The 22,341-nt window shown below is 39.9% G+C and carries 22 protein-coding genes; 5 read left to right on the top strand and 17 right to left on the bottom strand.

Features of this window, described 5'->3' with window-relative positions; genetic code table 11:
- Positions 1-9 precede the first annotated feature (9 nt).
- Entirely contained in the window at positions 10-576 is a 567-nt protein-coding gene (locus tag MP622_RS16645; RefSeq protein WP_044739023.1) for a LemA family protein, read from the top strand.
- A 56-nt stretch (positions 577-632) separates the two neighbouring features.
- Here the strand turns inward: MP622_RS16645 and MP622_RS16640 are convergent, their stop codons facing one another.
- Positions 633-1,559 carry a sensor domain-containing diguanylate cyclase gene (locus MP622_RS16640; protein ID WP_243791874.1) on the bottom strand — a complete coding sequence of 309 codons (927 nt, stop codon included), beginning with the start codon at positions 1,557-1,559 and terminating at the stop codon, positions 633-635.
- 288 nt (positions 1,560-1,847) lie between these two features.
- Here MP622_RS16640 and tgt point away from each other — a divergent pair, with 288 nt between their 5' ends.
- From tgt to secF, 4 genes are all read left to right on the top strand, one after another.
- Positions 1,848-2,978 carry a tRNA guanosine(34) transglycosylase Tgt gene (tgt, locus tag MP622_RS16635; RefSeq protein ID WP_243791873.1) on the top strand — a complete coding sequence of 377 codons (1,131 nt, stop codon included), beginning with the start codon at positions 1,848-1,850 and terminating at the stop codon, positions 2,976-2,978.
- Positions 2,979-3,076: 98 nt separating this feature from the next.
- A complete protein-coding gene (gene yajC / locus MP622_RS16630; protein WP_016166200.1) occupies positions 3,077-3,406 on the top strand; it encodes a preprotein translocase subunit YajC in 330 nt (109 codons plus the stop codon).
- A 51-nt stretch (positions 3,407-3,457) separates the two neighbouring features.
- Positions 3,458-5,359, top strand: coding sequence for a protein translocase subunit SecD (gene secD, locus MP622_RS16625; protein ID WP_044739026.1), 1,902 nt, complete (start codon positions 3,458-3,460; stop codon positions 5,357-5,359).
- Between the two features lie 11 nt (positions 5,360-5,370).
- Positions 5,371-6,336, top strand: coding sequence for a protein translocase subunit SecF (gene secF, locus MP622_RS16620; RefSeq protein WP_151504761.1), 966 nt, complete (start codon positions 5,371-5,373; stop codon positions 6,334-6,336).
- 48 nt (positions 6,337-6,384) lie between these two features.
- Here secF and MP622_RS16615 read toward each other — a convergent pair whose 3' ends face one another.
- The 16 genes from MP622_RS16615 to MP622_RS16540 form a co-directional block, all read right to left on the bottom strand.
- Entirely contained in the window at positions 6,385-7,029 is a 645-nt protein-coding gene (locus MP622_RS16615) for a 4'-phosphopantetheinyl transferase superfamily protein (RefSeq protein WP_243791871.1), read from the bottom strand.
- A gap of 105 nt (positions 7,030-7,134) precedes the next feature.
- Complete coding sequence (gene der / locus MP622_RS16610) at positions 7,135-8,544, bottom strand: ribosome biogenesis GTPase Der (RefSeq protein WP_016166204.1); 1,410 nt, start codon at positions 8,542-8,544, stop codon at positions 7,135-7,137.
- A gap of 165 nt (positions 8,545-8,709) precedes the next feature.
- The gene (bamB, locus tag MP622_RS16605; RefSeq protein WP_016166205.1) at positions 8,710-9,858 is read right to left on the bottom strand and encodes an outer membrane protein assembly factor BamB; all 1,149 of its coding nucleotides are present in this window, start codon (positions 9,856-9,858) and stop codon (positions 8,710-8,712) included.
- Positions 9,858-10,562 (bottom strand): tetratricopeptide repeat protein, encoded by a 705-nt coding sequence (locus MP622_RS16600; RefSeq protein WP_243791869.1) that lies wholly within the window; start codon positions 10,560-10,562, stop codon positions 9,858-9,860. Before MP622_RS16600 ends, bamB begins: the two co-directional genes overlap by 1 nt.
- Positions 10,563-10,595: 33 nt before the next feature.
- The gene (gene hisS / locus MP622_RS16595) at positions 10,596-11,891 is read right to left on the bottom strand and encodes a histidine--tRNA ligase (RefSeq protein ID WP_243791867.1); all 1,296 of its coding nucleotides are present in this window, start codon (positions 11,889-11,891) and stop codon (positions 10,596-10,598) included.
- Positions 11,888-13,003 (bottom strand): flavodoxin-dependent (E)-4-hydroxy-3-methylbut-2-enyl-diphosphate synthase, encoded by a 1,116-nt coding sequence (ispG, locus tag MP622_RS16590; protein ID WP_044739032.1) that lies wholly within the window; start codon positions 13,001-13,003, stop codon positions 11,888-11,890. The genes hisS and ispG overlap by 4 nt, the downstream gene beginning before the upstream one ends.
- Before the next feature lie 20 nt (positions 13,004-13,023).
- Entirely contained in the window at positions 13,024-13,818 is a 795-nt protein-coding gene (locus MP622_RS16585; RefSeq protein ID WP_016166209.1) for a helix-turn-helix domain-containing protein, read from the bottom strand.
- Positions 13,809-14,573 (bottom strand): type IV pilus biogenesis/stability protein PilW, encoded by a 765-nt coding sequence (gene pilW / locus MP622_RS16580; RefSeq protein ID WP_016166210.1) that lies wholly within the window; start codon positions 14,571-14,573, stop codon positions 13,809-13,811. The genes MP622_RS16585 and pilW overlap by 10 nt, the downstream gene beginning before the upstream one ends.
- A 66-nt stretch (positions 14,574-14,639) precedes the next feature.
- A complete protein-coding gene (rlmN, locus tag MP622_RS16575) occupies positions 14,640-15,875 on the bottom strand; it encodes a 23S rRNA (adenine(2503)-C(2))-methyltransferase RlmN (protein ID WP_243791866.1) in 1,236 nt (411 codons plus the stop codon).
- 123 nt (positions 15,876-15,998) lie between these two features.
- The gene (gene ndk, locus MP622_RS16570; RefSeq protein WP_016166212.1) at positions 15,999-16,430 is read right to left on the bottom strand and encodes a nucleoside-diphosphate kinase; all 432 of its coding nucleotides are present in this window, start codon (positions 16,428-16,430) and stop codon (positions 15,999-16,001) included.
- A 126-nt stretch (positions 16,431-16,556) separates the two neighbouring features.
- Positions 16,557-16,757: a Fe-S cluster assembly protein IscX gene (gene iscX, locus MP622_RS16565; protein ID WP_016166213.1), complete on the bottom strand. Its 201-nt coding sequence runs from the start codon at positions 16,755-16,757 to the stop codon at positions 16,557-16,559.
- 79 nt (positions 16,758-16,836) lie between these two features.
- Complete coding sequence (locus MP622_RS16560) at positions 16,837-17,388, bottom strand: phosphatase PAP2 family protein (RefSeq protein WP_044739035.1); 552 nt, start codon at positions 17,386-17,388, stop codon at positions 16,837-16,839.
- A gap of 28 nt (positions 17,389-17,416) precedes the next feature.
- A complete protein-coding gene (locus MP622_RS16555) occupies positions 17,417-18,700 on the bottom strand; it encodes a glycosyltransferase family 1 protein (protein WP_243791864.1) in 1,284 nt (427 codons plus the stop codon).
- 152 nt (positions 18,701-18,852) lie between these two features.
- Positions 18,853-19,263 (bottom strand): hypothetical protein, encoded by a 411-nt coding sequence (locus MP622_RS16550; RefSeq protein WP_016166216.1) that lies wholly within the window; start codon positions 19,261-19,263, stop codon positions 18,853-18,855.
- 12 nt (positions 19,264-19,275) lie between these two features.
- Positions 19,276-21,588: a fimbria/pilus outer membrane usher protein gene (locus tag MP622_RS16545; RefSeq protein ID WP_243791863.1), complete on the bottom strand. Its 2,313-nt coding sequence runs from the start codon at positions 21,586-21,588 to the stop codon at positions 19,276-19,278.
- Positions 21,589-21,606: 18 nt separating this feature from the next.
- Positions 21,607-22,308: a fimbria/pilus periplasmic chaperone gene (locus MP622_RS16540; RefSeq protein WP_243791861.1), complete on the bottom strand. Its 702-nt coding sequence runs from the start codon at positions 22,306-22,308 to the stop codon at positions 21,607-21,609.
- Positions 22,309-22,341: the final 33 nt, after the last annotated feature.

Raw genomic sequence — 22,341 nt, 5'->3', positions numbered from 1 at the left:
GGGGGCAACATGGGACTTTTTATTTTATTATTGCTCATTATTATTGGCATTGTAGCCATTATTTTTATTCGTAATAATATTGTGCGCCATCATAATGCCACTATTCGCGCTTGGTCAGATGTTACCAGCTACGAACGTCAAAAAATTAAAATTTTAGATGCGCTTGCACCCTTGGTAGAGCAATATTCAAGTTTTGAAAAAGGTACTTTAGAAAAAGTGACGGAATTGCGTCAAAACATTTTAAATTTGAATGCAAACACTGCCGATGTATCTCAGCTACAACGGATTGAGAACCTAAACAAGGAACTCATGCACAGTTTAAATGTCGTAGTTGAAAACTACCCTGAACTTAAAGCCAATGAAATTTATCTAAAAATGATGAACGAAATTGAAGAACAAAACGAAAATGTAGGGGCTGCGATTACGATTTTTAATCGCAATGTTGAACTGTTTAACAACCAAATACAGATTTTTCCCAACAATGTCATCAATACTATGACTATTGGCAAAAAAGCCATTCGACCATTTCGTGATACGGCAGCTATGCAAAATTTTGATTATCGTCCGAATTTTTAATGATTTAGCACAAAAGACAGCATTGTGAATAAATTTCACAATGCTGCTAATTCCGATTAAGACAGAAAACAAACCTGATTCCGCCCTTCAGCTTTTGCTTGATAGAGCAATTGGTCTGCCGACTGTAAAAAACTAGACACGTTTAAATAGTTTTGCCCTGCGCCATGCGTATTTACCCCAATGCTGACCGTGATATCAGCATGCTGACTTGCCATCAGATTCGGGATGGTCAAATGAGCCACTGCCTTACGGAAGCGCTCAGCAGATGAAACAGCATCTTCAAGTGTAGTTTCAGGCAAAATTACTACAAACTCTTCCCCACCAAAGCGCGCCACAAAATCATAGGCTCGACTAAACTGAGTTTTTAATAACTGTGCAACTGCAATCAAACACTGATCACCTTGCAAATGCCCAAAATCATCGTTGTATTTCTTAAAATGATCAATATCAATAAACAATATCGACAATGGTCGTTTATTGCGCTCTGCTCGCTTAAACTCGAATTCGATCCGTTCATTCAAGGCTTTGCGATTTGCCACCTGCGTCAACGGATCTTGCAGTAATAATGCTTGATTCTTTTTATTCAACTCCTCAAGTTCCAATTCCATACTTTTACGTTCTGAAATATCAAACATGAAGCCAATAATGGCAATGGTTTTATCATTTTCACGAATCACATGCACAACATCACGTATCCAGACGTATCCGCCATCTTGGGTTAAGGCGCGATAATCAGCCTCATGATCCGTACCATCATCAGAGAGTTGAATACACATACCGACCGTCTTATCACGATCATCAGGATGTATACGATCAATCCAGTCTTGTGCAGATTTCCAACTGTCTTGCGGCCACCCCAATAAACTCTCAATTTGTGGTCCAATATAACTAAATTCTTTGGTATCCCAATTAATTTGCCATGGAATGGCATTTGTAGTTTCCAATAATGTTTTATAAAATTCCCATTCTTTTAGCTCACTCATTACCCCACCCCAAGAATGCATTGTTCACATGAAGAATTAGTAGATACCAATTCCCTTTACAATATAATCACCATTTTCAGGTAAAAGAGAAACAAAACATTACACAAATAAAAATAAAGCAAAATTCTGACCAAACCAGCGTTTCACTTTCATTTTGAAATGACGAGATCAGAATTAACAGTTCAATACATCACAAAACTGGCGTTTAAGCGCAGAATCGAGGAAAATAGCTCTCTTTTTAGCTCGAACAATCAGCGAACTGTTTTTTCGCCTTGATTTGGAATTTGTATGAAGTTTGAAAAACTTGCACAATCGGGGCGTGCCCGTCGTGGTCGCTTAACGCTTGAACATGGTGTGGTTGAAACACCTGTATTTATGCCTGTCGGTACTTATGGCACAGTCAAGGGCATGTTGCCGCGTGATATTGAAGACATTCAAGCACAAATTATTTTAGGTAATACTTTCCACCTATACTTACGTCCTGGCCTAGATGTCATTGAAGCGCATGGTGGCTTACACGAGTTCATGAAGTGGAACAAACCTATTTTAACCGACTCTGGTGGCTTTCAAGTCTTCAGCCTTGGTGCTATGCGTAAAATTAAGGAAGAAGGTGTAACTTTCCGCTCTCCGATTGATGGTTCTAAAGTTTTCTTATCGCCTGAAATTTCGATGGAAATTCAAAAAACTTTAAATTCTGACATCGTCATGATTTTTGATGAATGTACGCCATATCCAGCGACGCATGAAGAAGCACAAAAGTCATTGCAACTTTCATTACGTTGGGCCAAGCGTTGTAAAACTCATCACCACGATGAATTAAACAATAAAAATGCTTTATTTGGCATTATTCAAGGCGGCATGTACGAAGACCTTCGTGAAGAATCATTAAAAGGTTTACTCGAAATTGGTTTTGATGGTTATGCCATTGGTGGTCTTTCTGTCGGTGAACCGAAAGAAGAAATGATCAAGGTGTTGGATTATCTTCCAGTTAAAATGCCTGCCGATAAACCACGTTATTTAATGGGTGTCGGCAAGCCAGAAGACATTGTTGAAGGTATTCGTCGTGGCGTAGATATGTTTGACTGCGTTATGCCAACCCGAAATGCACGAAATGGTCATTACTTTGTGACGGATGGTTTAGTTCGTATCCGCAACAGTAAATACCGTCATGATCAACAACCACTTGATCCACACTGCGATTGCTACACCTGTACCAACTTTACCCGCGCATATCTATTCCATTTAGAAAAATGCGGCGAAATGTTGGGTTCAATGTTAGGTACCATCCACAACTTACGTTACTACCAGCGCTTCACCCAAGACATTCGTGATGCACTCGATAACGGGACGTTTGATGCTTTTGTTGAAGACTTTTATCAACGTCGTGGTTTAGAAGTACCTCCTTGTCCGCAAGATTAATTCTTTCAGCATTTGCGCTGAAGAAAAAGACAAGGTAAATTGCAGAACAAGTCTATTTATTATCAAATTGATACCAGTTTATTGTTTAGGAAATTGAAATGAGCCTTTTTATTTCTACTGCTCACGCAGCAGGTGAAGCTGCACAGCAACCAAGCCTCGTAACGAACTTACTTATGATTGCGGTTTTTGTCGCAATTTTCTACTTCTTGATTTGGCGCCCTCAATCTAAACGTGCTAAAGAACACCGCTCTTTGGTCGAAAGCTTAGGTGTTGGCAGTGAAGTTGTTTTTGCTGGTGGTTTGATGGGTAAAATTACTAAAATTGAAGGTGATTTTGCAGTGGTTGAATTAAACCGTGGTGTAGAAGTAAAAATTCAACGCGCAAGTGTGATTTCAGTTCTTCCTGAAGGCACATTAAATAACCTTTAATCAAAAATAGTCGTGCACCCGCACGACTTTTTCATTTTAAGAAGAAAACAAATGCGTTACCCAGCATGGAAATATCTACTGATTCTCGTGGTTCTCGTAGTCAGTACATTATATGCCCTGCCAAGTTTGTATCCTGATGAACCTGCTGTTCAAATTTCAGGTGCCAAAGCTGGTACTCAAATTGACCAAAGCATCATACAAAAAGCAGAGCAAATTTTAAAAAGCGAAAATATTGCAACGCATGACAATAGCTTTACCAATAACGCTGCATTACTCCGTCTAGATTCATCTGAGGCTCAGTTAAAAGCCAAAGATGCTTTGCGTCGTGGTCTTGGAGATAACTACGTTGTTGCGCTGAACCTTGCACCAACTACACCTGAATGGTTGCAAAAAATTGGTGCGAAACCAATGAAACTCGGTTTGGACTTACGTGGCGGTGTTCACTTCTTGCTTGAAGTAGATATGGACAAAGCCATCAGCCAACGTATGGAAACCTCTGCAACTGATTTACGTCGTCAATTGCGTGACAATAAATTGAAATTCAATAGTCTTTCATTGAATAACAATACCATTACTTTGCAATTTGCGAACAATACAGATCGTGATGCAGTGATGGATTTCTTGCGCAGCAACAACAAAGAATATGCTCAACAAGCGATTGCATCAGATTCAGGCTCTAGCTTACGTTTAACTTATACTGATGTACGTAAGCAAGAAATTCAATCTTATGCGGTCAACCAAAACTTAACCACCCTGCGTAACCGTATTAATGAGTTAGGGGTTGCAGAAGCACTTGTACAAACCCAAGGTAGCAACCGTATTGTGGTTGAATTACCAGGTGTACAAGATACCGCTGAAGCAAAGCGTGTTTTGGGCCGTACTGCAAACTTAGAGTTCCGCCTGGTTTCTGACCAGAATGATCAATATATTGATCCATATACAGGTAAATATAATGGTCAGCCATTACCTCCAGGTACGGAAGTATTTGCTTATCAGTCACTTGATAGTGGCCGTGAATTATTACTTAACCGCAATCGTATTCTTACAGGTGAGCGTGTTCAAAATGCCTCTTCTGGCTTTAGTCAGGACACTGGCGGTGCTGAAGTAAATATTACCCTCGATAGCGCGGGTGGTAAGCTCATGGCCGATGCGACACGGAATTCTGTGGGTAAACGTATGGCGGTGTTGTTTATCGAAAATAAACAAAAAATCAGCTATGTCACAGACCCGAAAACTGGTGCACAAACTGAAGTCCGTACACCGTATGCAGAATCTGTGGTTATTAATGCCGCCACGATTCAAGCCGTACTCGGCTCACAATTCCGTATTACAGGTTTAGACTCACCACAAGAAGCAGCCGAACTGGCATTGATGTTGCGTGCAGGTGCATTAGCCGCTCCAATGTACTTTGTTGAAGAACGTGTGGTTGGTCCTAGCCTCGGTCAAGAAAACATTGATAAAGGTGTCTTATCCACCCAAATCGGTTTCTTACTGGTTGCGATCTGGATGGTGGTGTTCTTCCGTCTATTTGGTTTAATTGCCAATTTAGCCTTAGTGATCAATATTGCCATGATCCTGACCGTAATGTCTTGGATTGGCGCCTCACTATCACTTCCAGGTATTGCAGGTATCATCATTACCATTGGTATGGCGGTCGATGCCAACGTCCTCATCTGTGAACGAATACGGGAGGAAATGAAATGGGGAGCTTCTCCTAAACAAGCCATTATTGCGGGTTATGATCGAGCCTATAACACCATTTTAGACTCAAACTTAACCACCTTTATTGTCGCGTTCATTTTATTTGCAATCGGTTCAGGTCCAATCAAAAGCTTTGCAGTCACCCACATGATTGGTATTGTCTGCTCGATGTTTACCTCTATTACGGTGACGCGTGCAGTCGTACAATTGATTTATGGCAAAAAGCGTGACTTGAAGAAGTTGAGCATTTAAGGAGATCGACGATGACTGACATGACTCAACCCAAATCAAAACAATATGGTCGTCCTGACAATGAGCGTGTAATTGGCTTCATGAAGATCAGCAAACCTGCTGCCTTCGCGTCAATTATAATTACCATTGCCAGTATCTTCTTCATTGCCGTGAATGGTCTTAACTTAGGTTTGGACTTTACTGGAGGTATTTCTGCGGAAGTCACCTACGCAAAACCAGTTGATCAAGATCAAATTGTTAAATCTCTTGAAGCTACAGGCTTTGAACATGCAGTAGTCCAAACACTAGGCAGTAACACAGACGTACTCATTCGTATGCCTGTGCAAAAAGCCAGTGTTGAAGATTTGAATAACACCTTGGCTCAAGCAGTACAAGTACCGAATAACACAGCTACATTACATAAAGTCGATGCTGTCGGTGGTCAAGTCGGAAATGAACTCTATGTTCGTTCTGCGGGTGCCGTTGCACTTGCATTGATCTTGATGTTGATCTACGTAACCATTCGCTTTGAATTCAAATTGGCTGTGGGCGCAATCCTCTCCCTCTTTCACGATATTTTAGTGATTTTAGGGGTATTTGCATTCATGCAATGGCCATTTGACCTGACCACTTTGGCCGCAGTGCTTGCCGTGATTGGTTTCTCGCTCAACGATAACATCGTAGTATCAGACCGTATCCGTGAGAACTTCCGTAAAATTCGAGGTGCATCCCCTCGTGAAGTGATCGATATTGCCCTCACTGAAACTTTACGCCGAACTGTCCACACCTCCATGACCTTGTTATTGGTTGTGGTGGCGATGCTCATTATGGGCGGTGAAGGTCTACGCTGGTTCTCGGTGGCAATGTTTATCGGTGTCTTTGCAGGAACATATTCTTCAATTTATATTGCAACTGCTTATGCCCTATGGCGTGGTTTAAACCGTCAAGACTTTATTGTTCAGATTAAACCTGAGTTTGATGAGGAAGAAATTCCTTAATCCCTAAACAACAGGCTCACACTGAAGCTCATCCTCGGATGGGCTTTTTTAATGCTGAATGATTTGAATTAGTGGCCACTGGAAACCCTGACATGATGGCTCTGCCTGCCAAGCCACCGTTAACATTATTTGACCCAAATGATAATTCTGATACGCAAAGCTACCAATTTCAGGATGCTGACACATCCCCCCATGATTGATAGCATGTACATGCGTATTTAACTCTTTTAAGCTTAAACGAATACCTAAACCCGATGCTTTTAATACCGCTTCTTTGGTGGTCCAAACCTTAAACCAATATTCAGATGAATATTCTGCTTCTGCCCAACCATGCAATTCTTCAGGATGAAAAGCATGTTGTGCCAATGTCTCAAAACGCACTTGTCGGTCTAAATCTTCGACATCAATACCCAACTGCCTCACTGTATGGCTAAGTGCTAAGGCGTAATGTTTATGACTATGACTATGATTGAATGCAACTTGAGGAAATTCAGTCAAATAGGGTTTGCCATATTCGGTCTTAGAAAGATCTGTATTTTGGATTTCACGTTGCATGTGTTGTGAAAGCAACTGATTCCGAAATTGGTAGATGGCCTGTTTTTGTTGTTGTATCTTGACTTTACGCTCCAAATCCGCAGGTAGTTTGATAATCTGCTCTAAGCGGCTGACATCGATATGAATCAGTTTCGTCACATAGCTCTCCTCTTTATATACAGCCTCATTCTAAAAGAAACTACACATAAAATAAAAAGCCCAAAGTCATCTTTGGGCTTTTTGATCTTTTAAATAAACTGAAAATTAACGTTTGAATTTTTTCTCAGCTTTTTTGAACTTCTGAACATAACGACGTTTACGTGCGGCAGTACGTTCATCCACTTGAGACTTACGCCCTTCAAATGGATTTTCTGAAGTTTTAAATTCAATTTTCACTGGTGTACCTTCAAGTTTGTACACACGACGGAAAACATTTTCAAGGTAACGACGGTAATCTGCTGGCGTTTTATCAACTTTGTTACCATGAATCACAATCGTTGGTGGATTTTGCCCACCCATATGCGCATAACGCATTTTAATACGACGACCGCCCACCATTGGTGGTTGATGTGCATCCACAGCATCACTCAAAATTTGCGTGATTTTGGCAGGTGAAACTTTCAAATGTGAAGATTCATAGGCACGGTGGATAGATGGGTACATATCCCCTACACCTGTACCATGCAGTGCAGAAATTAAGTGGATTTTTGCCCAAGGAATAAAATCAAAACGACGTTCAACATCTAGCTTACATTGCTTACGATCATACTCAGACATGTTGTCCCATTTATTGATCGCAATCACCATGGCACGCCCAGCTTCTAAGGCATAACCAATCAAGTGTAAGTCTTGCTCTACAATACCTTCACGAGCATCCACCACCACGACAACCACATGTGCATCTTTCATGGCTTGTAAAGTTTTTACAATCGAGAATTTCTCGATCATTTCATCGACCTTACCTTTACGACGCACACCCGCAGTATCAATCAGCGTATATTGACGACCATCACGCTCGAAAGGGATATAAATAGAGTCACGGGTTGTACCTGGCTGGTCAAATGCCACCACACGCTCTTCACCCAACAAACGGTTGACTAGCGTTGATTTACCCACGTTCGGACGACCAATAATCGCTAAACGCAAGCCAGTGTTCTTGTCATGCTCTTCTGGGTTCTCGTCTTCAGGCACATCCTGCAACACGTCTTCCAGCATTTGCTGTACGCCACGACCATGACTTGCCGCTACTTGCAGTGGCTCACCCATACCAAGTTTATAAAATTCGACGAGTGCGGCTTCTGCGTGTACACCATCCACCTTATTTGCGACAAGGTAAACTTTTTTACCTAAAGTACGCAGCTCACGTGCAATTTGTTCATCAGAAGCCAATAGACCTGCACGCGCATCTACCACAAATACAATGATGTCAGCCTCATGAATCGCAGTTTTAGACTGCTCTGCCATGTAAGAGTCAATACCACCTTCATTTTCGCCAATACCACCTGTATCGACCACAATGAAAGATTTATTTTGATAAACAGCATCACCATATTTACGGTCGCGTGTCAGACCCGCAAAGTCAGCCACCAAAGCATCACGACTTTTAGTTATCTGGTTAAATAGGGTTGATTTTCCGACGTTCGGACGACCAATGAGCGCAATTACGGGTTTCATAGTTTAACCTTTATTCAAGATCAGCCAGTGAGACTGGTCTGAACATCAGAAAAATGGAAGATATTTAAGAATAATACTAAATAAAACACGGGGCATTGAAATTTCTCAAATACCCCGTGTTTAAAAATACGGATTTGGCTTAGTTTAACATAAGGCAGACGAAAATTAACGATTCTGCCAAACGCTAAATGTACCCTTACGTGTCGCGACTGCGAGTTGACCTTCGATAACACGCAATGTACGTACAGCACCACTGGTTTTGGCACGACCGATTAACTGACCTGAATTTGGGTCAATCAGATGTAATACGCCATCTAAATCCCCTACTACAAGGTCTTGACCAAACAGTACTGGATTACTGAGTTCACGGTTTAAAAGTTGCTCATTTTGCCACAATTGTTGACCTGTCGCCAGATCATAAGCCGTCAACTTACCGTCTGCTTGTGCTACAAAAACTTTATTGTCTGCAACTTCAGGACGTTTGGTACTGCTAGCATCTTCACTCCAAATCACTTGTTGTGAAGCCAAGTCTGTTGCAGTCACTTGCCCTTGGAAACTGGTGGTCACTAAAAGCTGACCTGCTACCACTGGATCACCATCAACATCATTTAAACGCTGAATGTCAGAACGACCATCACTCACTGCCACACGACGTTGCATACGAGGTACGCCACTGAGTACATCTAAAGCATAGACATAAGCATTTGCAGAAGACACCAATACCGTACGTGCATCGAGAGCTACAGGCGTTGAAGTCCCACGCAAGCTAAATTGTACGCTTGGTAAATCATAGCTCCAAACTTGCTGCCCAGATTCTAAATCATGCGCATAAACAGTTCCATCATTACTGACGGTCACCACACGACCAGATTGCACTAATGAAGGTGCTAGAATTGCTCCTGTTAATTGAGCAGTCCACTTTTGTTCGCCTGTGGCTTGATCTAGAGCAAACAATTGACCTTTATGATTTCCAACAATCACTAGACCATCTTTAGCTTCCACACCTGAGCTTAGACCTTGTTTAGAGACTTTTTTGCTCCAAACTTTATCTTTACCACGATAGGCGGTGACTTCACCTTTAGGGCTAGCAATGAAAATTACGCCATTATCGATGTCCAATTGCAAACGTAATGGATCTGCTTCTGAGGTCGAAGAAACACTTTCAGAAAAAACTGGCGCTAAACTTTTCGATTGTTCAAGTTTAGGTAATGGACTTGGTTTGGCATCTTCAACTTTAATTTTATTACTTGAACAGCCAACTAAAGCCAGCGTCAAAATTGTTAGTGCAAACGGTATTTTATATTTTCTATCCATTAAGACTCATCCACGTGTGTTTCTAAAATTGGGCGTTCAATTTCAGGATCATCTACTAAAACGCCAACACTTTCGAGTTTAATTTGTAAAATTTGGCGCTCTTGTTTACGCTCAATTAATGCATCCCATGCACTTTGATAAGCTTTTTTCGCATTTTCTACATCATTTTTAGCAACATATACATCACCACGCGCTTCATCAGCCGTTGCTTTGAACGCAGGGTTGGTCACTAAAGCTAAAGATTTCAATGCATCATCATATTTGTTTTGTGCAAGCTGTGCATAAGCCAAACGTAATTTTACGATTTGTGTTAAACCCTCATCTTTAACTTTAGAGTTTTCCACCTTTTTCAAAGCTTTTTCTGCACCAGCATAGTCACCCTTGTCATAAGCCAACTTTGCCATCACAAATTGAGTTTGAATGGCTTGTGCAGAATCAGGGGCATCCTTCACAATTTTATCTGCAGCTTCTGTCAACTCAGTCATTGCATTTGGATTGCCTTGTACATTACGCGCATCATCCATCAATTGTTGGACTTTTGCAGTTTGCATTTGCGATTCTGCAAGGTTTTTCTTTTGCCAATATTCCCAACCGAAAAAGGCAATCAACGCAATTAAAATCCCACTAATCATGGCCGAACCATACTTTTTAGTGAAAGACTTTAAACTCTCAAGTTGTTCTTCTTCACTCAATGATGCGCTCATTTGATTACCCTTTTCCTAAATGTTATTTAACTCTTATTTTGAAGAAAATTTTTCGATGAAGAATGGTACGACATCAGCAATTGCGACTTCGCACTGTTCCGCTGTCGCCAAAGTTTTGACCAATAGCTGCTGTGCTTCCCACTCGCGCTCACCCAAAATCAAGGCATACAATGCCCCTGACTGGTCGGCCTTTTTCATTTGGCTTTTCATTGAACCTTGTGAACCAACTTTTAAACGTAATGAACTTTGCGCTGCGTCTAACTGGTTGCGGAGTTGTTCTGCCAATACCAAAGCCTTACCTTGAGAAGCAGGATCTGCCACCAAGAAAATTTCGCAATCACGAATTGGAGTCGCATCTTCAACTTGTTCAAGTAAAAGTAATAAACGCTCCATCCCCATAGCAAAACCAACCGCAGGTACAGACTGATCTGCCTTTCCTTTAAGCTGTCCAACCAAACCATCATAGCGACCACCTGCACACACTGTACCTTGTGAGCCTAAATGTGTAGTCGTCCATTCAAATACAGTTTTGTTGTAATAATCTAAACCACGAACCAGTTTCTGATTAATCACAAACTCAACGCCTGCATCGCTTAAATACTGCTGCAAAATCGCAAAGTGCTGTAAAGTGTCTTCACCCATAAAGTCATGCAATTTCGGTGCATTTTCTAAAATAGCTTGAGTTTTTGCATCTTTAGAATCAAGGATACGTAGCGGATTGGTGGTTAAACGGCGCTGTGAGTCTTCATCCAAATCACTTTTATGCGATTCCAAGAACTCAACCAAAGCCGCACGATAAGCCGCACGCTCATCAGACTCTCCGAGAGTATTCAACTCTAACTGAACTTTGTCCGCCACACCCATGCGTTTCCATAGACGCGCCGTCATCAAAATGAGCTCAGCATCCATATCAGGAGTTGCCACACCAAAGGTTTCTACACCAAACTGGTGGAACTGACGGTAACGCCCTTTTTGTGGTTTTTCATAACGGAACATTGGTCCGACATACCACACACGCGGTGTTGCGCCACGGAGTAAATTATGCTCAAGCATGGCACGTACACAACCTGCCGTTCCTTCAGGACGCAGTGTCAAAGACTCAGGCGGATTGCCTTTATCTAAGAACGTATACATTTCTTTTTCAACGATATCCGTCGCATCACCAATCGAACGTTTGAACAAATTAGTTTGTTCAACAATAGGCAAACGGATTTGTTGATAGCCATAGGCATCCATTAACGATGCTAAATGTTGCTCTAGACGTCTCCATGCAGGTGTTTGCGTTGGAAGAATGTCATTAAAACCTTTGATTGCGACAATTGAACTCATGATGAACTACGAATGATCTCTTTAGATTTAGCTTCTTCAAGCTCTTGAACACGCTGACGAACCATTGTTTCGATTTCATCAACTAACTGGTTGGTATCAATCAGATGGCTTTTCTCGCCATTACGATACACAAGCGAACGTGGACTTGCCCCCACCACGCCAATATCAGCCTCTTTGGCTTCGCCTGGACCATTCACCTTACAACCAATGACCGATACGTCCATTGGGGTACGAATGTCTTCCAAACGCTCTTCTAAAGCTTGCATCACTGAAATCACGTTAAATTCTTGTCGTGAACAGCTTGGGCAAGCAATAAAGTTAATGCCATTTGAACGAAGGCTGAGTGATTTTAAAATATCAAAACCAATTTTAACTTCTTCTTCGGGTTCGGCTGCCAATGAAATACGCATGGTGTCACCAATGCCTTCCATGAGCAAACCACCCAATGCAATGGCTGATTTTACTGAACCCGTACGATAAATCCCAGCTTCTGTAACACCTAAATGTAATGGGTTATCAATTTGTTGAGACAGCAAACGGTAGGCATCCATGGTCAAAAACACATTCGATGCTTTCACAGAAACTTTAAACTCATGGAAATTTAAACGGTCTAAGATATCAATATGGCGCATTGCTGACTCAAGCAAAGCTTGGCCTGTCGGCTCCCCATATTTCTTTTGAATGTCTTTTTCCAATGAACCCGCATTCACGCCAATACGCATAGAAATATCATGATGACGTGCCGCAGCAACAACTTCACGAATTTTCGCTTCCGAGCCAATATTACCCGGATTAATACGCAAACAATCCGCGCCCATATCTGCCACTTTCAATGCGATTTTATAATCGAAGTGAATATCTGCTACTAAAGGCACTTGTACGCGTTTACGAATTTCACCGAAAGCTTCGGCAGCTTCCATCGAAGGCACAGAAACACGCATAATGTCAGCACCCGCATCTGCACAGCGTTGAATCTGGGCAACAGTTGCTTCGACATCACACGTTTCAGTATTGGTCATGCTTTGAATGCTGATCGGAGCATCACCTCCGACGTAAACAGAACCCACACGAATTTTGCGGGTAGTACGGCGTTGAATCGGGTTTACAATCATGATTATTTACTCTGGCACCATTAACGAGATAAACGGAATTCTGCTTTCCCATTTACCGTATATGGTGACAATGAAATCTGCTCATTGTTCAAACTTAATGACACTGCGGCTGCATCATCCAAACGGATTTGGAATGGCGCCTCACCACTTAAAGTTAAAGTACTGGCTTGACGGCCTGTGGCTAAAACTTTACCCGTCGAATCCACAATATGAACTGAGGTCGGACGATTAAAATTCAAGACCAATTGATCGCCTGAAACTGCGGTCGCACCGCCCACTGACAACACTTCAACTTCAGATTTATTTGCATCTGCCGCACTGCTTTCTGTATTCGAACCCGATGAGCCCCAGTTTTGAATCGTGCCAACAATTGCAGCCAAAATCACCAAGATAATGATGATAATGACAGATCGCTTTAACCACTTACGGTTACGCTCACTGTTTGAGCCTGGCAACTTGCCCATGATCTTGATTGGCGAATTATCCAAGGCATGATTAGGCACCATACCTGTATCATTGGCATAGATTTCATCAAAACGCTGAATCAGTGAGGTTGCATCAACATTTAAATATTTTGCATAAGTGCGATAGTAACCTTTAATGAAGGTCGCTTCTGGCAAAGACTTATATTCATCTTGCTCTAATGCAGTTAAAGTTTTTACAGGAATTTTTAAATCTGCAGCAACTTGACTTAATTCACGTTTTTGAGCAATACGTTTTTGGCGTAAGTATTCTCCAGGACGCTGGACGTTTCCTAATGCATTAGGTACTACGCTTGAACCATTCGATTGCGGTGAATTAGGATTTACTTCCATACGGCCTCAGTACTGTACTGTAATTGCAAATAACGTGTGTATTCTTGGCTATCGGGGAACAATGCTCGCATTTGATTGACTAACACTTGCATCCCCATCTGATCGCCATTGGCTCGTGCAATACGAATACCAATCCATAATGCACGCGCACTCTGATTTTTCTGCCCAACCAAACGAACAAATTGTTCATATAGCTGTGTAGCAGCAGGAATTTGTTGTCTTAAATAAAATATTTCTGACAACTCTAACATTGAAACATAAGAATTTGGATTTACTTGCAATGCTTGCTTGAATGATTTTTCAGCATTTGCTGTATCATCCAATTTTAAGTAAATACGTCCTAAATTTTCCAATGCCTTGAATCGCTGATCATAACCCAAGGTCGAACCAGCAATTGCTAATTGTTCAATCGCCTCATTATAACGTTCTACGACGTATAAATACGTACCATAGTTGTTACGAGCTTGCGCATTATTTGGATCGGCAGAAATTGCACGTTTAAAGTGTGTCTCCGCTTTTTCCATATTGGCAGGGCTACCTTCTTGCTGTAGCAACACGCCCATCATCATATTCGCCGTGGAATCTCGTGGTTCCATTTCTAATGCTTGATCAAGTGCGCGTTTTGCCGCATCTAGGTCGCCCTTACGAATATATTCCGCTGCCAATTGAGTCCGCACTTCTACTGCTTTCTCGGGGTCTTTTTTAAACCCCGGTGCCGATGAGGTGGTTGTGGTAATACAACCCACCAACGACATAGAAAGACAAAACATTGTTATACATGCAAATTTGTAGGTGGGTTTACTCAATTGACAGCCCCTTTATTATCCTTTTGAGCGCAAAATCTCATTCCGCTCAGCCACTTTTTTCTTCCACTGCTCTGCACGACGTGTACGGTCGGCCACCTGACCAACCAACTGTCCACATGCAGCATCAATATCATCACCACGTGTCTGACGAATCGTACACACAAATCCAGCGTCAGACAAAGTTTTTTGGAAAGAAATAATACGGTTACGACTTGAACGCCCGTATGGTGCGTGTGGAAATGGATTAAAGGGAATTAAATTAATTTTACTTGGTAAATTCTTTAACAATTTCAATAGCTGTTGTGCATGTTCAGGTTGATCATTCACCCCATCCAGCATCACATATTCAATGGTGACATGACGGCGTGCACTTTCATTACCATCTTTCGCCAAATAGCGCTGACATGCTGCAATTAATTGATCCAACGGATATTTTTTATTAATTGGTACCAATTCATTACGTAATTCATCATTTGGGGCATGTAATGAAATAGCCAATGCCACATCAATGTCTTGTGCCAATTGGTCAATTTTCGGCACGACACCTGAAGTTGATAGGGTCACACGACGTTTCGACATACCATAAGCAAAATCGTCGAGCATTAGCTGCATCGAACTTAATACCGCATCGTAATTGAGTAATGGTTCGCCCATACCCATCATGACAACGTTAGTCACTGTACGCTCACGCTCTGCAACAGGCACCTCTTCCATGTAGGAATAGTTTGCCATCCACAATTGACCGATAATTTCCGCAGGTGTTAAATCACGCTGGAAACCCTGTTTACCTGTAGAACAGAATGAGCAATCCAGCGCACAGCCGACTTGTGAAGAAATACACAAAGTTTTACGCGCACCTGTTTTATCTTCAGCAGGAATAAGTACAGTTTCAACCAATGAGCCAGCACCATCACCCACACGAAACACCCATTTACGTGTGCCATCTTTAGAATAATTACGGTGTACGACTTCGGGCGCTTTAATTTCACATACGCGCTCTAATTTTTCACGCAACTTGCCTGAAATGTTAGTCATTTCAGCAAAATCGGTCACGAAATATTGATGGATCCACTTCATTACCTGTCCTGCACGGAATTTCTTTTCGCCCATCGCTTCAAAGAATTGTTCCAGCTCAGCACGTGACATGCCCAGTAAATTCACTTTTTCCACAGAAGGTTGCTGTGTTGGAGTGGACAAAGGTTGTTGCGATTCATCAGAAGTTGCAGATGAAACGACCACTTCAGTACTCATGTGTAATTACCTAAACCATGTCGAAGATAGAAGGAGATTGCTCAATATTCAAGCAAATAAATTTAAAGGGAATAAAAAAACCAGATAAGCAGTATAACACTTATCTGGTTTGAAGTGTCTCGATTAACGAGTGCGCGGGCAAACTTCAGTTTGAGCGAAGAAGTAGTTTACTTCGCGATCAGCAGATGCAACTGAGTCAGAACCGTGAGCAGCGTTTTCATCGATGCTTACAGCGAAGTCAGCACGGATTGTACCTGGAGCAGCTTCTTTAGGGTTAGTAGCGCCTAAGATTTCACGGTGAGCAAGAACTGCATTTTCACCTTCAAGAACAGATACAACAACTGGACCAGAAGTCATGAACGCAACTAAGTCAGCAAAGAAACCACGTTCTTTGTGTTCTGCGTAGAAACCTTCAGCTTCAGCTTGAGAAAGGTGTTTCATTTTAGTCGCAACGATTTTAAGACCAGCTTTTTCGAAACGAGCAAAGATGTCACCAATGTGGTTTTTAGCTACTGCATCTGGTTTAACGATAGATAAAGTACGTTCAATAGCCATGATCGGCTCCTTAAGTCAAATTAGACGTGAAAATTTTGCCGCATTATACCGAATAATGTGCAATTATCAGCTTTTGTAATGTAAAAAAACTGGATTTTTTCGATACACTGTTGGAAAAGTGCTGAATTAGCTAGCTTCGTCAATCCAAGCCATTTGAATTGCTTCAAGTAAACCTTCAGTCGACTTATTCGGATCGTCTTCAAAATCAGGCAAAGCGCATACCCACGCGTGTAAATCGGTAAAACGAATCCATTGCGGGTCAACATCTGGATGTGCTTCATATAATTCAATCGCGATATCCATGGTATCGGTCCAACGTAAACCCATGACTGTTCCTAATCTATGCTATGACAGTGCTACTTTAACAAAATTTAGGATTTCTGAAAAACAACTCAATCGATTCAATCTACAACAACACGTTAAACATTGGTGCACAGGCAATGATAACTGCCGCAACACTAGCCCCAATGACAGCCCCCACAGCAACATCACTTGGATAGTGCAGGCCAAGTACCATACGTGACAATACAACCAATACGGTAAAGGGCAACATCAAAACCAATAAGATGGGCTGAACATAACCAATCACCGCACTCGCCATCACTGCATGTAAGGTATGCCCTGAGGGAAAACTAAAATGATCTAAAGGACGTTCACAAAGGCGAATGACTTGATGCACCTGATAAGGTCGTGGGCGCACTGTTTTAGTTTTGAGAATTTTATAAATAGCCGTACCCAATAAAGAACCTAAAATCAGATACACCATTTGTAAGCTGTAAGACAAACCTTGCAACATCCAAAGGCTCATCAACATAGCGTACCAAAAAATACCATCACCTAAACGGCTTATCAGTTTAAAAAAATGTGCTACACGTTCTGAATGAGAAAAATGGTTCAGATATAAACAGCCTTTTAAGTCGAGATCGAGTATTTTTATTTTTGCATTCTTAAAATTCATAATTTCTCTCCTCAAGCTTTTATTTTGCTTATGCGATCATTCGGGTTTCCTTTGCCACGTGATATAGGGCTTGTTCTAGTTGATTCACAGGATGATTCCATCCCATTTCCATCACTTTAAGTCGGGCACTTTGTCCCATGCTGTTGAGTATGTTTGGACGGGGTAAACACTGCATTTGCGATGAAAAACTATTTACATCACCCAACGTGCTTAACCATCCCGTATTGCCATGCTCGATGTGAGCATGTGCACATGCATAATTATAAGCCACCACAGGCAAACCACTAGCCATCGCTTCCAAAACAACGTTACCAAAAGTTTCCACTTGACTGGCAAATACAAAAACATCTGCACTTGCATAAACACTAGCAAGATTCTTACCAGTTAAGCTTCCTGTAAAAATCACACCATGTGCTTTACCTAAATTTTCCAAGCGTTGACGGTCCGGCCCATCGCCAGTGATCACCAATTTATAATGTTTTTCACCACGTTGCAGCATACATATATAGTTACGAATCAATACATCGATTTCTTTCTCTGGCGATAACCGTCCCACGTAAAGCATAACAGTTGTATTGCTATCCGCCCCCCAAATGCACCGATATGCTTCAGAGCGGTAAAGAGGAGAAAATTGCTGAATATCCACCCCGCGTCCAACAACAACCAACGGACATTTAATACCAAATTGCTTTAATGCTTTTTCGGTATCTTTGCTCGGAACACAAGTCAGTTGAGTATTGTTATGAAACCAACGTAAATAATGCTGTATCGGTTTTATTAAAAATGCCAAATCAAAGAAGCGACTAAAATCCTGAAAAGGTGAGTGAAAACCACTCGATACAGGAATATCTCGACTTTTGGCAGCATGCAAGGCTGTAAGCCCTAATGGTCCTTCTGTCACGACATGTACCACATTCGGCATGAACTCATCCAGAGCATTAGCAACCTTCAAAAACTGTGGCCAACCAAATTGCAAGCTTGGATATTTAGGAATACTTTGGGCAGTAACCAAACATTCTTTGTTCGGAATAAAGTCTGTACATGATTGAGTCTGACTGGGACGAATCAGCAAGATTTTATGCCCCTGCTTTTGCAACCCTTTACAAAGCTGCATCAGAGATAAAGCCACTCCATTGACTTCTGGAGGCCATGTTTCTGTGACGATTGCAATTTTTAAACGTGGACGAACCAGATCTTTTAAAACACTTATTTCTTCTACGCTGTTTTTGTTTTTTTGTAATTTGAAATAAAACTTAAAGCTGTCTGGAAAATCTTGTTGTTTTAGCAGGCCCACAGTGGATATGTAAGACATATAACACCTATTGCTTGATTTTCTTCTAGCTTAGATGTCTTTGTTTACAGTTTGATGATTGTTGTTTGACATTCCCGTGAAATTCAAAAGGGAGGTAACATTTACCTCCCTTTTGTTGATCATTTACAAAACCTAAAAGCTTTACAACGAAATTAAAAATCCACATTAACATAGATTCGGTCACGATAAACTCCTGCAGGAACGCTATATAAAGGATTTTCTTCGAGTTGAGCTGAAATTATATACTTCTGATTAGTTCCTGCTTTTTGTCTCATTTGAACCCCCCATAGATTTTCACTCGCACCTCGAATATTCATTTGGGTTTTGACTTTATAGGGTCCATTCGATACATAACTTGACCCACTCGCATTTAATAAGTTCTGACTTCGGAATGAAATCGAATAACTGCGATCACAGGAAACGTTAAAAGATGTAGCAGTCTGACTATGATAGTAGTTTGCTAATTTCATTTCAGGGGCAGAAAAACCACTAACCGAACATCCTGCCGCATAAACCGCACTACAACTCATAGAAATTAAGCAAGCTAAAAAAATTGGTTTCATACCAACCTCCTATTACTTACAAACTAAATTGATGACTTGTGCATCATTGCTATTATCAATTTGAGTCTGCGAAATACTGAAAGATGTATTACAAGTTTTTCCCTCCTGCATTGCTAGTTTTAGATCATATTTTACTGGTTTTGAAAGATACAAATAAACTAAACCATTACTATCAATAAAGTAACTTTCATCCTCATTACCATTAAGTTTTACAACTGTCCCAACAGGAAAATTCTTATTATTTGAATCTTTTAAATTAACTACAAATTTCTTGGTTTTTGCAACTTTGAAATCTAGAATATACCCCCTTTGATTTAATGCACTTAATTTCTGTACTGGCTGATCAAAGGTATAATCCAAAGGTAACTGATTTTGATCATAAGAAATATCATAATTAATATAAGGAATAATATCATGTACAAAAAGATATCCTTTGTCATTTGTTTTACCAACAACTGACAATGACCTTAATACATCTACATCTTTCATACCATCGATATTAACCAAGGCAAAAGCATTATCCACATATTTTGTTGCTGACAACTTATTACCTAAAAGAACTGTTGCTCCACGATATTGAGCTTGAGTTACTTTATTATTTGTATATTCATCATAAGATGCTCTAAAATCACCAATATTAGTTTTATACAAACCATAACCATGATAATTAAATTTACTATCAATATTTGAAACAGCAACTGAGTAATCCAGACCATTTTGCAACAAGCTATTTTTAGAATAACTTAATACCGTCTCACCATTATCTGTACTATGTTCTAAATCAATATTTCCTCGAGTATCCCAATTATAACTAAAAACTATGTTAAAACTATCATCACCATCTTCAAAGTTTTTAAAATAATTCAAACTTGTGTATAAATTTTTAGTCAATATTTTTTGAACACCTACGTTTATAATTTTACTGTCTACAGACTCAAAGCCCTCAACTTTATAGTTTTTATTGTCAACATAACTTAAATTAAAACCATCAACAAATCCGAGATTAGAGAAATTTATATATGCAAGGTTAGATATCTTGGTATTAAAATCATACTCATCAAAACCTAGCTGTTGAAACTTTTCAGTGTAATAACGAGTGTTTAAACCAAAAGACCAGGTTCCAAAATTTCTACTCACAGAGGCTGAAGCAGCATGTCCAATGTCTCCATTATAATCACTCACTGCATATGCTGTATCAAGTAAAGCAAACTTACTTACACCTTGAGTCCACATAAAGCTGATATTGCTTACATCTTTTGAGTAGGTTGCATCAAATCCTAAGGTTGTACTTGCAGCAACCCCACGACGGAAAAATACTTTTGAAAAAAAATCACGATAATCACTATCATCCTCATCGTAGTTATATCTTAGCTTACCTAAAGAAACATCATATTCATTTAAACCCACACGCAATAATTGACTACTAATATAAATAGGAAAACTCTGTACCGTTTGATTTCCCAAAATATCTTGTACAACAACTCTCGCTTCACCAGCTTGATCAATTGTCGCTCCTGTTTGTAAAGAATAATTACCTGGGGTTATCGACTGTTTATACAAGTTTACGCCATTAATATATAAATCTACTGTTGAGGGTAATGCAGCACTTCCTTGTAAAGTTGGCATATTCCAATATACAAAATCTGGACGATCTGTATAGTTTGTACCAAAACTGATCCCCCCATATCGGAATGAGTTTGTTAATGAGTTATAAACACTTGTGTTATCACCGATTCTTAATTTTAAATATTTTTCAGGAAACTCTAGTTCAAACAATGAACTGACACGTAAAAACTGCTTTTGCCCCTCATCTGGAGAGTCTTTATACAAAATTGCATTATTCAATAACCAGTAGTCTTTAAAAATACCAATTTCTGAATAGGCATTAAAGTCATTTGAAAAATCATCTTTAGAATAAAAGAAATCATAATTAATGAACCCCCCAAAATTTGCTCTTGCTGGGGTAACAACTACGCTCTCATAATTATTATCTTTAAAATAAGATGCAGGTAAGTCAATTTTAATTACCTGAAGTGCATCATCTTTTTGAAATTTTATATCGGAACCACGCATTAAACAGAAACCATCTTGATCATGGTTCTTTACAAATTTGGAAGGATCAACACCTAATTCATTTAATGTTTTACATTCTATATATTCACCATCCTTAGTGACTAATAGTACTGTTTCAATATTTCTATCTACACCATTTAACCAAACATTTACAATTAGTGCCCCTGCATCCGTTTCTGCTAATGAATCAACATTTGCTTGCGCAATCCCAACTGCACTAAAAAAAACAAGAACAACTCTAAAACATTTCATAGAATCACCCTCAGAGATTTAATATTCCAATAAATCTCCATCTTTATCAGTTTTAATTTTCACTTTTATTTTATCATTTGGTTTCTTTGATAATTCACCTAAATCAAATGTATATTTTTGTCCAACAAGCAAATATCGATTAAAGCTTTTCTGTAATAATTCCTTATTCTGGCTATCTACCAATCGAATATCTGTAATTTGTACATGTGATTTTGCAATATTTTGAATATCGACCATCATATTATTATTTATCGTTTTAAGTTTCACATCTAGATTAGTTTTATCTTGTTTACCTACAAATAAAGGTAATGAAAAGTTAAACTGAAAATTTATCGCCTCATCATCTGCGACGGGAGTAACTTCATTAAAAATAACACGCCAGGTTTTTTCACGGTCTAGTTCATTAGCTGTAAATGGTTGACTAAAACCAACACGAACAATTTGTTTACTTTCTGGCTTTAACTCAAAAATCTTAGGATTAAATAAAATGTTCTTTTCTTCTTCAAGAACATCTTCTCCTTTTTCATTTTGACTCCATTTCACAGCAGACAACTCAAAAATTTTAGAACGATCAAAATCAGAACTTTCCACGATTACCGTGGTACTTCTCTGCTGCTTATTTTTATCACCTAAATAAAGTTGTACTGGTGTAAACTTGATTCCCGCAAATAAAATATTACTTAAGCTACTTAAAATTAAGAATAAAATTATTTTTCTCATATTTATTCCCTTTTAAAATTATTATAGTGGTGC

Source organism: Acinetobacter sp. PK01 (genome assembly GCF_022819285.1).
Classification (GTDB): domain Bacteria; phylum Pseudomonadota; class Gammaproteobacteria; order Pseudomonadales; family Moraxellaceae; genus Acinetobacter; species Acinetobacter tandoii.
Note: the sequence above shows the minus strand (reverse complement) of the source record. Positions and strands in the feature narration are given on the sequence as shown.

What these genes read in the sequence shown, in the direction of transcription:
- MP622_RS16545 (WP_243791863.1), bottom strand. Translation starts at nt 21,588, where the DNA reads ATGAAATGTTTTAGAGTTGTTCTTGTTTTTTTTAGTGCAGTTGGGATT.
- iscX (WP_016166213.1), bottom strand. Translation starts at nt 16,757, where the DNA reads ATGGGTTTACGTTGGACCGATACCATGGATATCGCGATTGAATTATAT.
- ndk (WP_016166212.1), bottom strand. Translation starts at nt 16,430, where the DNA reads ATGGCTATTGAACGTACTTTATCTATCGTTAAACCAGATGCAGTAGCT.
- secF (WP_151504761.1), top strand. Translation starts at nt 5,371, where the DNA reads ATGACTGACATGACTCAACCCAAATCAAAACAATATGGTCGTCCTGAC.
- MP622_RS16550 (WP_016166216.1), bottom strand. Translation starts at nt 19,263, where the DNA reads ATGAAACCAATTTTTTTAGCTTGCTTAATTTCTATGAGTTGTAGTGCG.
- MP622_RS16560 (WP_044739035.1), bottom strand. Translation starts at nt 17,388, where the DNA reads ATGAATTTTAAGAATGCAAAAATAAAAATACTCGATCTCGACTTAAAA.
- hisS (WP_243791867.1), bottom strand. Translation starts at nt 11,891, where the DNA reads ATGAGTTCAATTGTCGCAATCAAAGGTTTTAATGACATTCTTCCAACG.
- yajC (WP_016166200.1), top strand. Translation starts at nt 3,077, where the DNA reads ATGAGCCTTTTTATTTCTACTGCTCACGCAGCAGGTGAAGCTGCACAG.
- MP622_RS16540 (WP_243791861.1), bottom strand. Translation starts at nt 22,308, where the DNA reads ATGAGAAAAATAATTTTATTCTTAATTTTAAGTAGCTTAAGTAATATT.
- pilW (WP_016166210.1), bottom strand. Translation starts at nt 14,573, where the DNA reads ATGTCGTTGGTGGGTTGTATTACCACAACCACCTCATCGGCACCGGGG.
- secD (WP_044739026.1), top strand. Translation starts at nt 3,458, where the DNA reads ATGCGTTACCCAGCATGGAAATATCTACTGATTCTCGTGGTTCTCGTA.
- MP622_RS16585 (WP_016166209.1), bottom strand. Translation starts at nt 13,818, where the DNA reads ATGGAAGTAAATCCTAATTCACCGCAATCGAATGGTTCAAGCGTAGTA.
- bamB (WP_016166205.1), bottom strand. Translation starts at nt 9,858, where the DNA reads ATGGATAGAAAATATAAAATACCGTTTGCACTAACAATTTTGACGCTG.
- tgt (WP_243791873.1), top strand. Translation starts at nt 1,848, where the DNA reads ATGAAGTTTGAAAAACTTGCACAATCGGGGCGTGCCCGTCGTGGTCGC.
- rlmN (WP_243791866.1), bottom strand. Translation starts at nt 15,875, where the DNA reads ATGAGTACTGAAGTGGTCGTTTCATCTGCAACTTCTGATGAATCGCAA.
- der (WP_016166204.1), bottom strand. Translation starts at nt 8,544, where the DNA reads ATGAAACCCGTAATTGCGCTCATTGGTCGTCCGAACGTCGGAAAATCA.
- MP622_RS16645 (WP_044739023.1), top strand. Translation starts at nt 10, where the DNA reads ATGGGACTTTTTATTTTATTATTGCTCATTATTATTGGCATTGTAGCC.
- MP622_RS16555 (WP_243791864.1), bottom strand. Translation starts at nt 18,700, where the DNA reads ATGTCTTACATATCCACTGTGGGCCTGCTAAAACAACAAGATTTTCCA.
- MP622_RS16600 (WP_243791869.1), bottom strand. Translation starts at nt 10,562, where the DNA reads ATGAGCGCATCATTGAGTGAAGAAGAACAACTTGAGAGTTTAAAGTCT.
- MP622_RS16640 (WP_243791874.1), bottom strand. Translation starts at nt 1,559, where the DNA reads ATGAGTGAGCTAAAAGAATGGGAATTTTATAAAACATTATTGGAAACT.
- ispG (WP_044739032.1), bottom strand. Translation starts at nt 13,003, where the DNA reads ATGATTGTAAACCCGATTCAACGCCGTACTACCCGCAAAATTCGTGTG.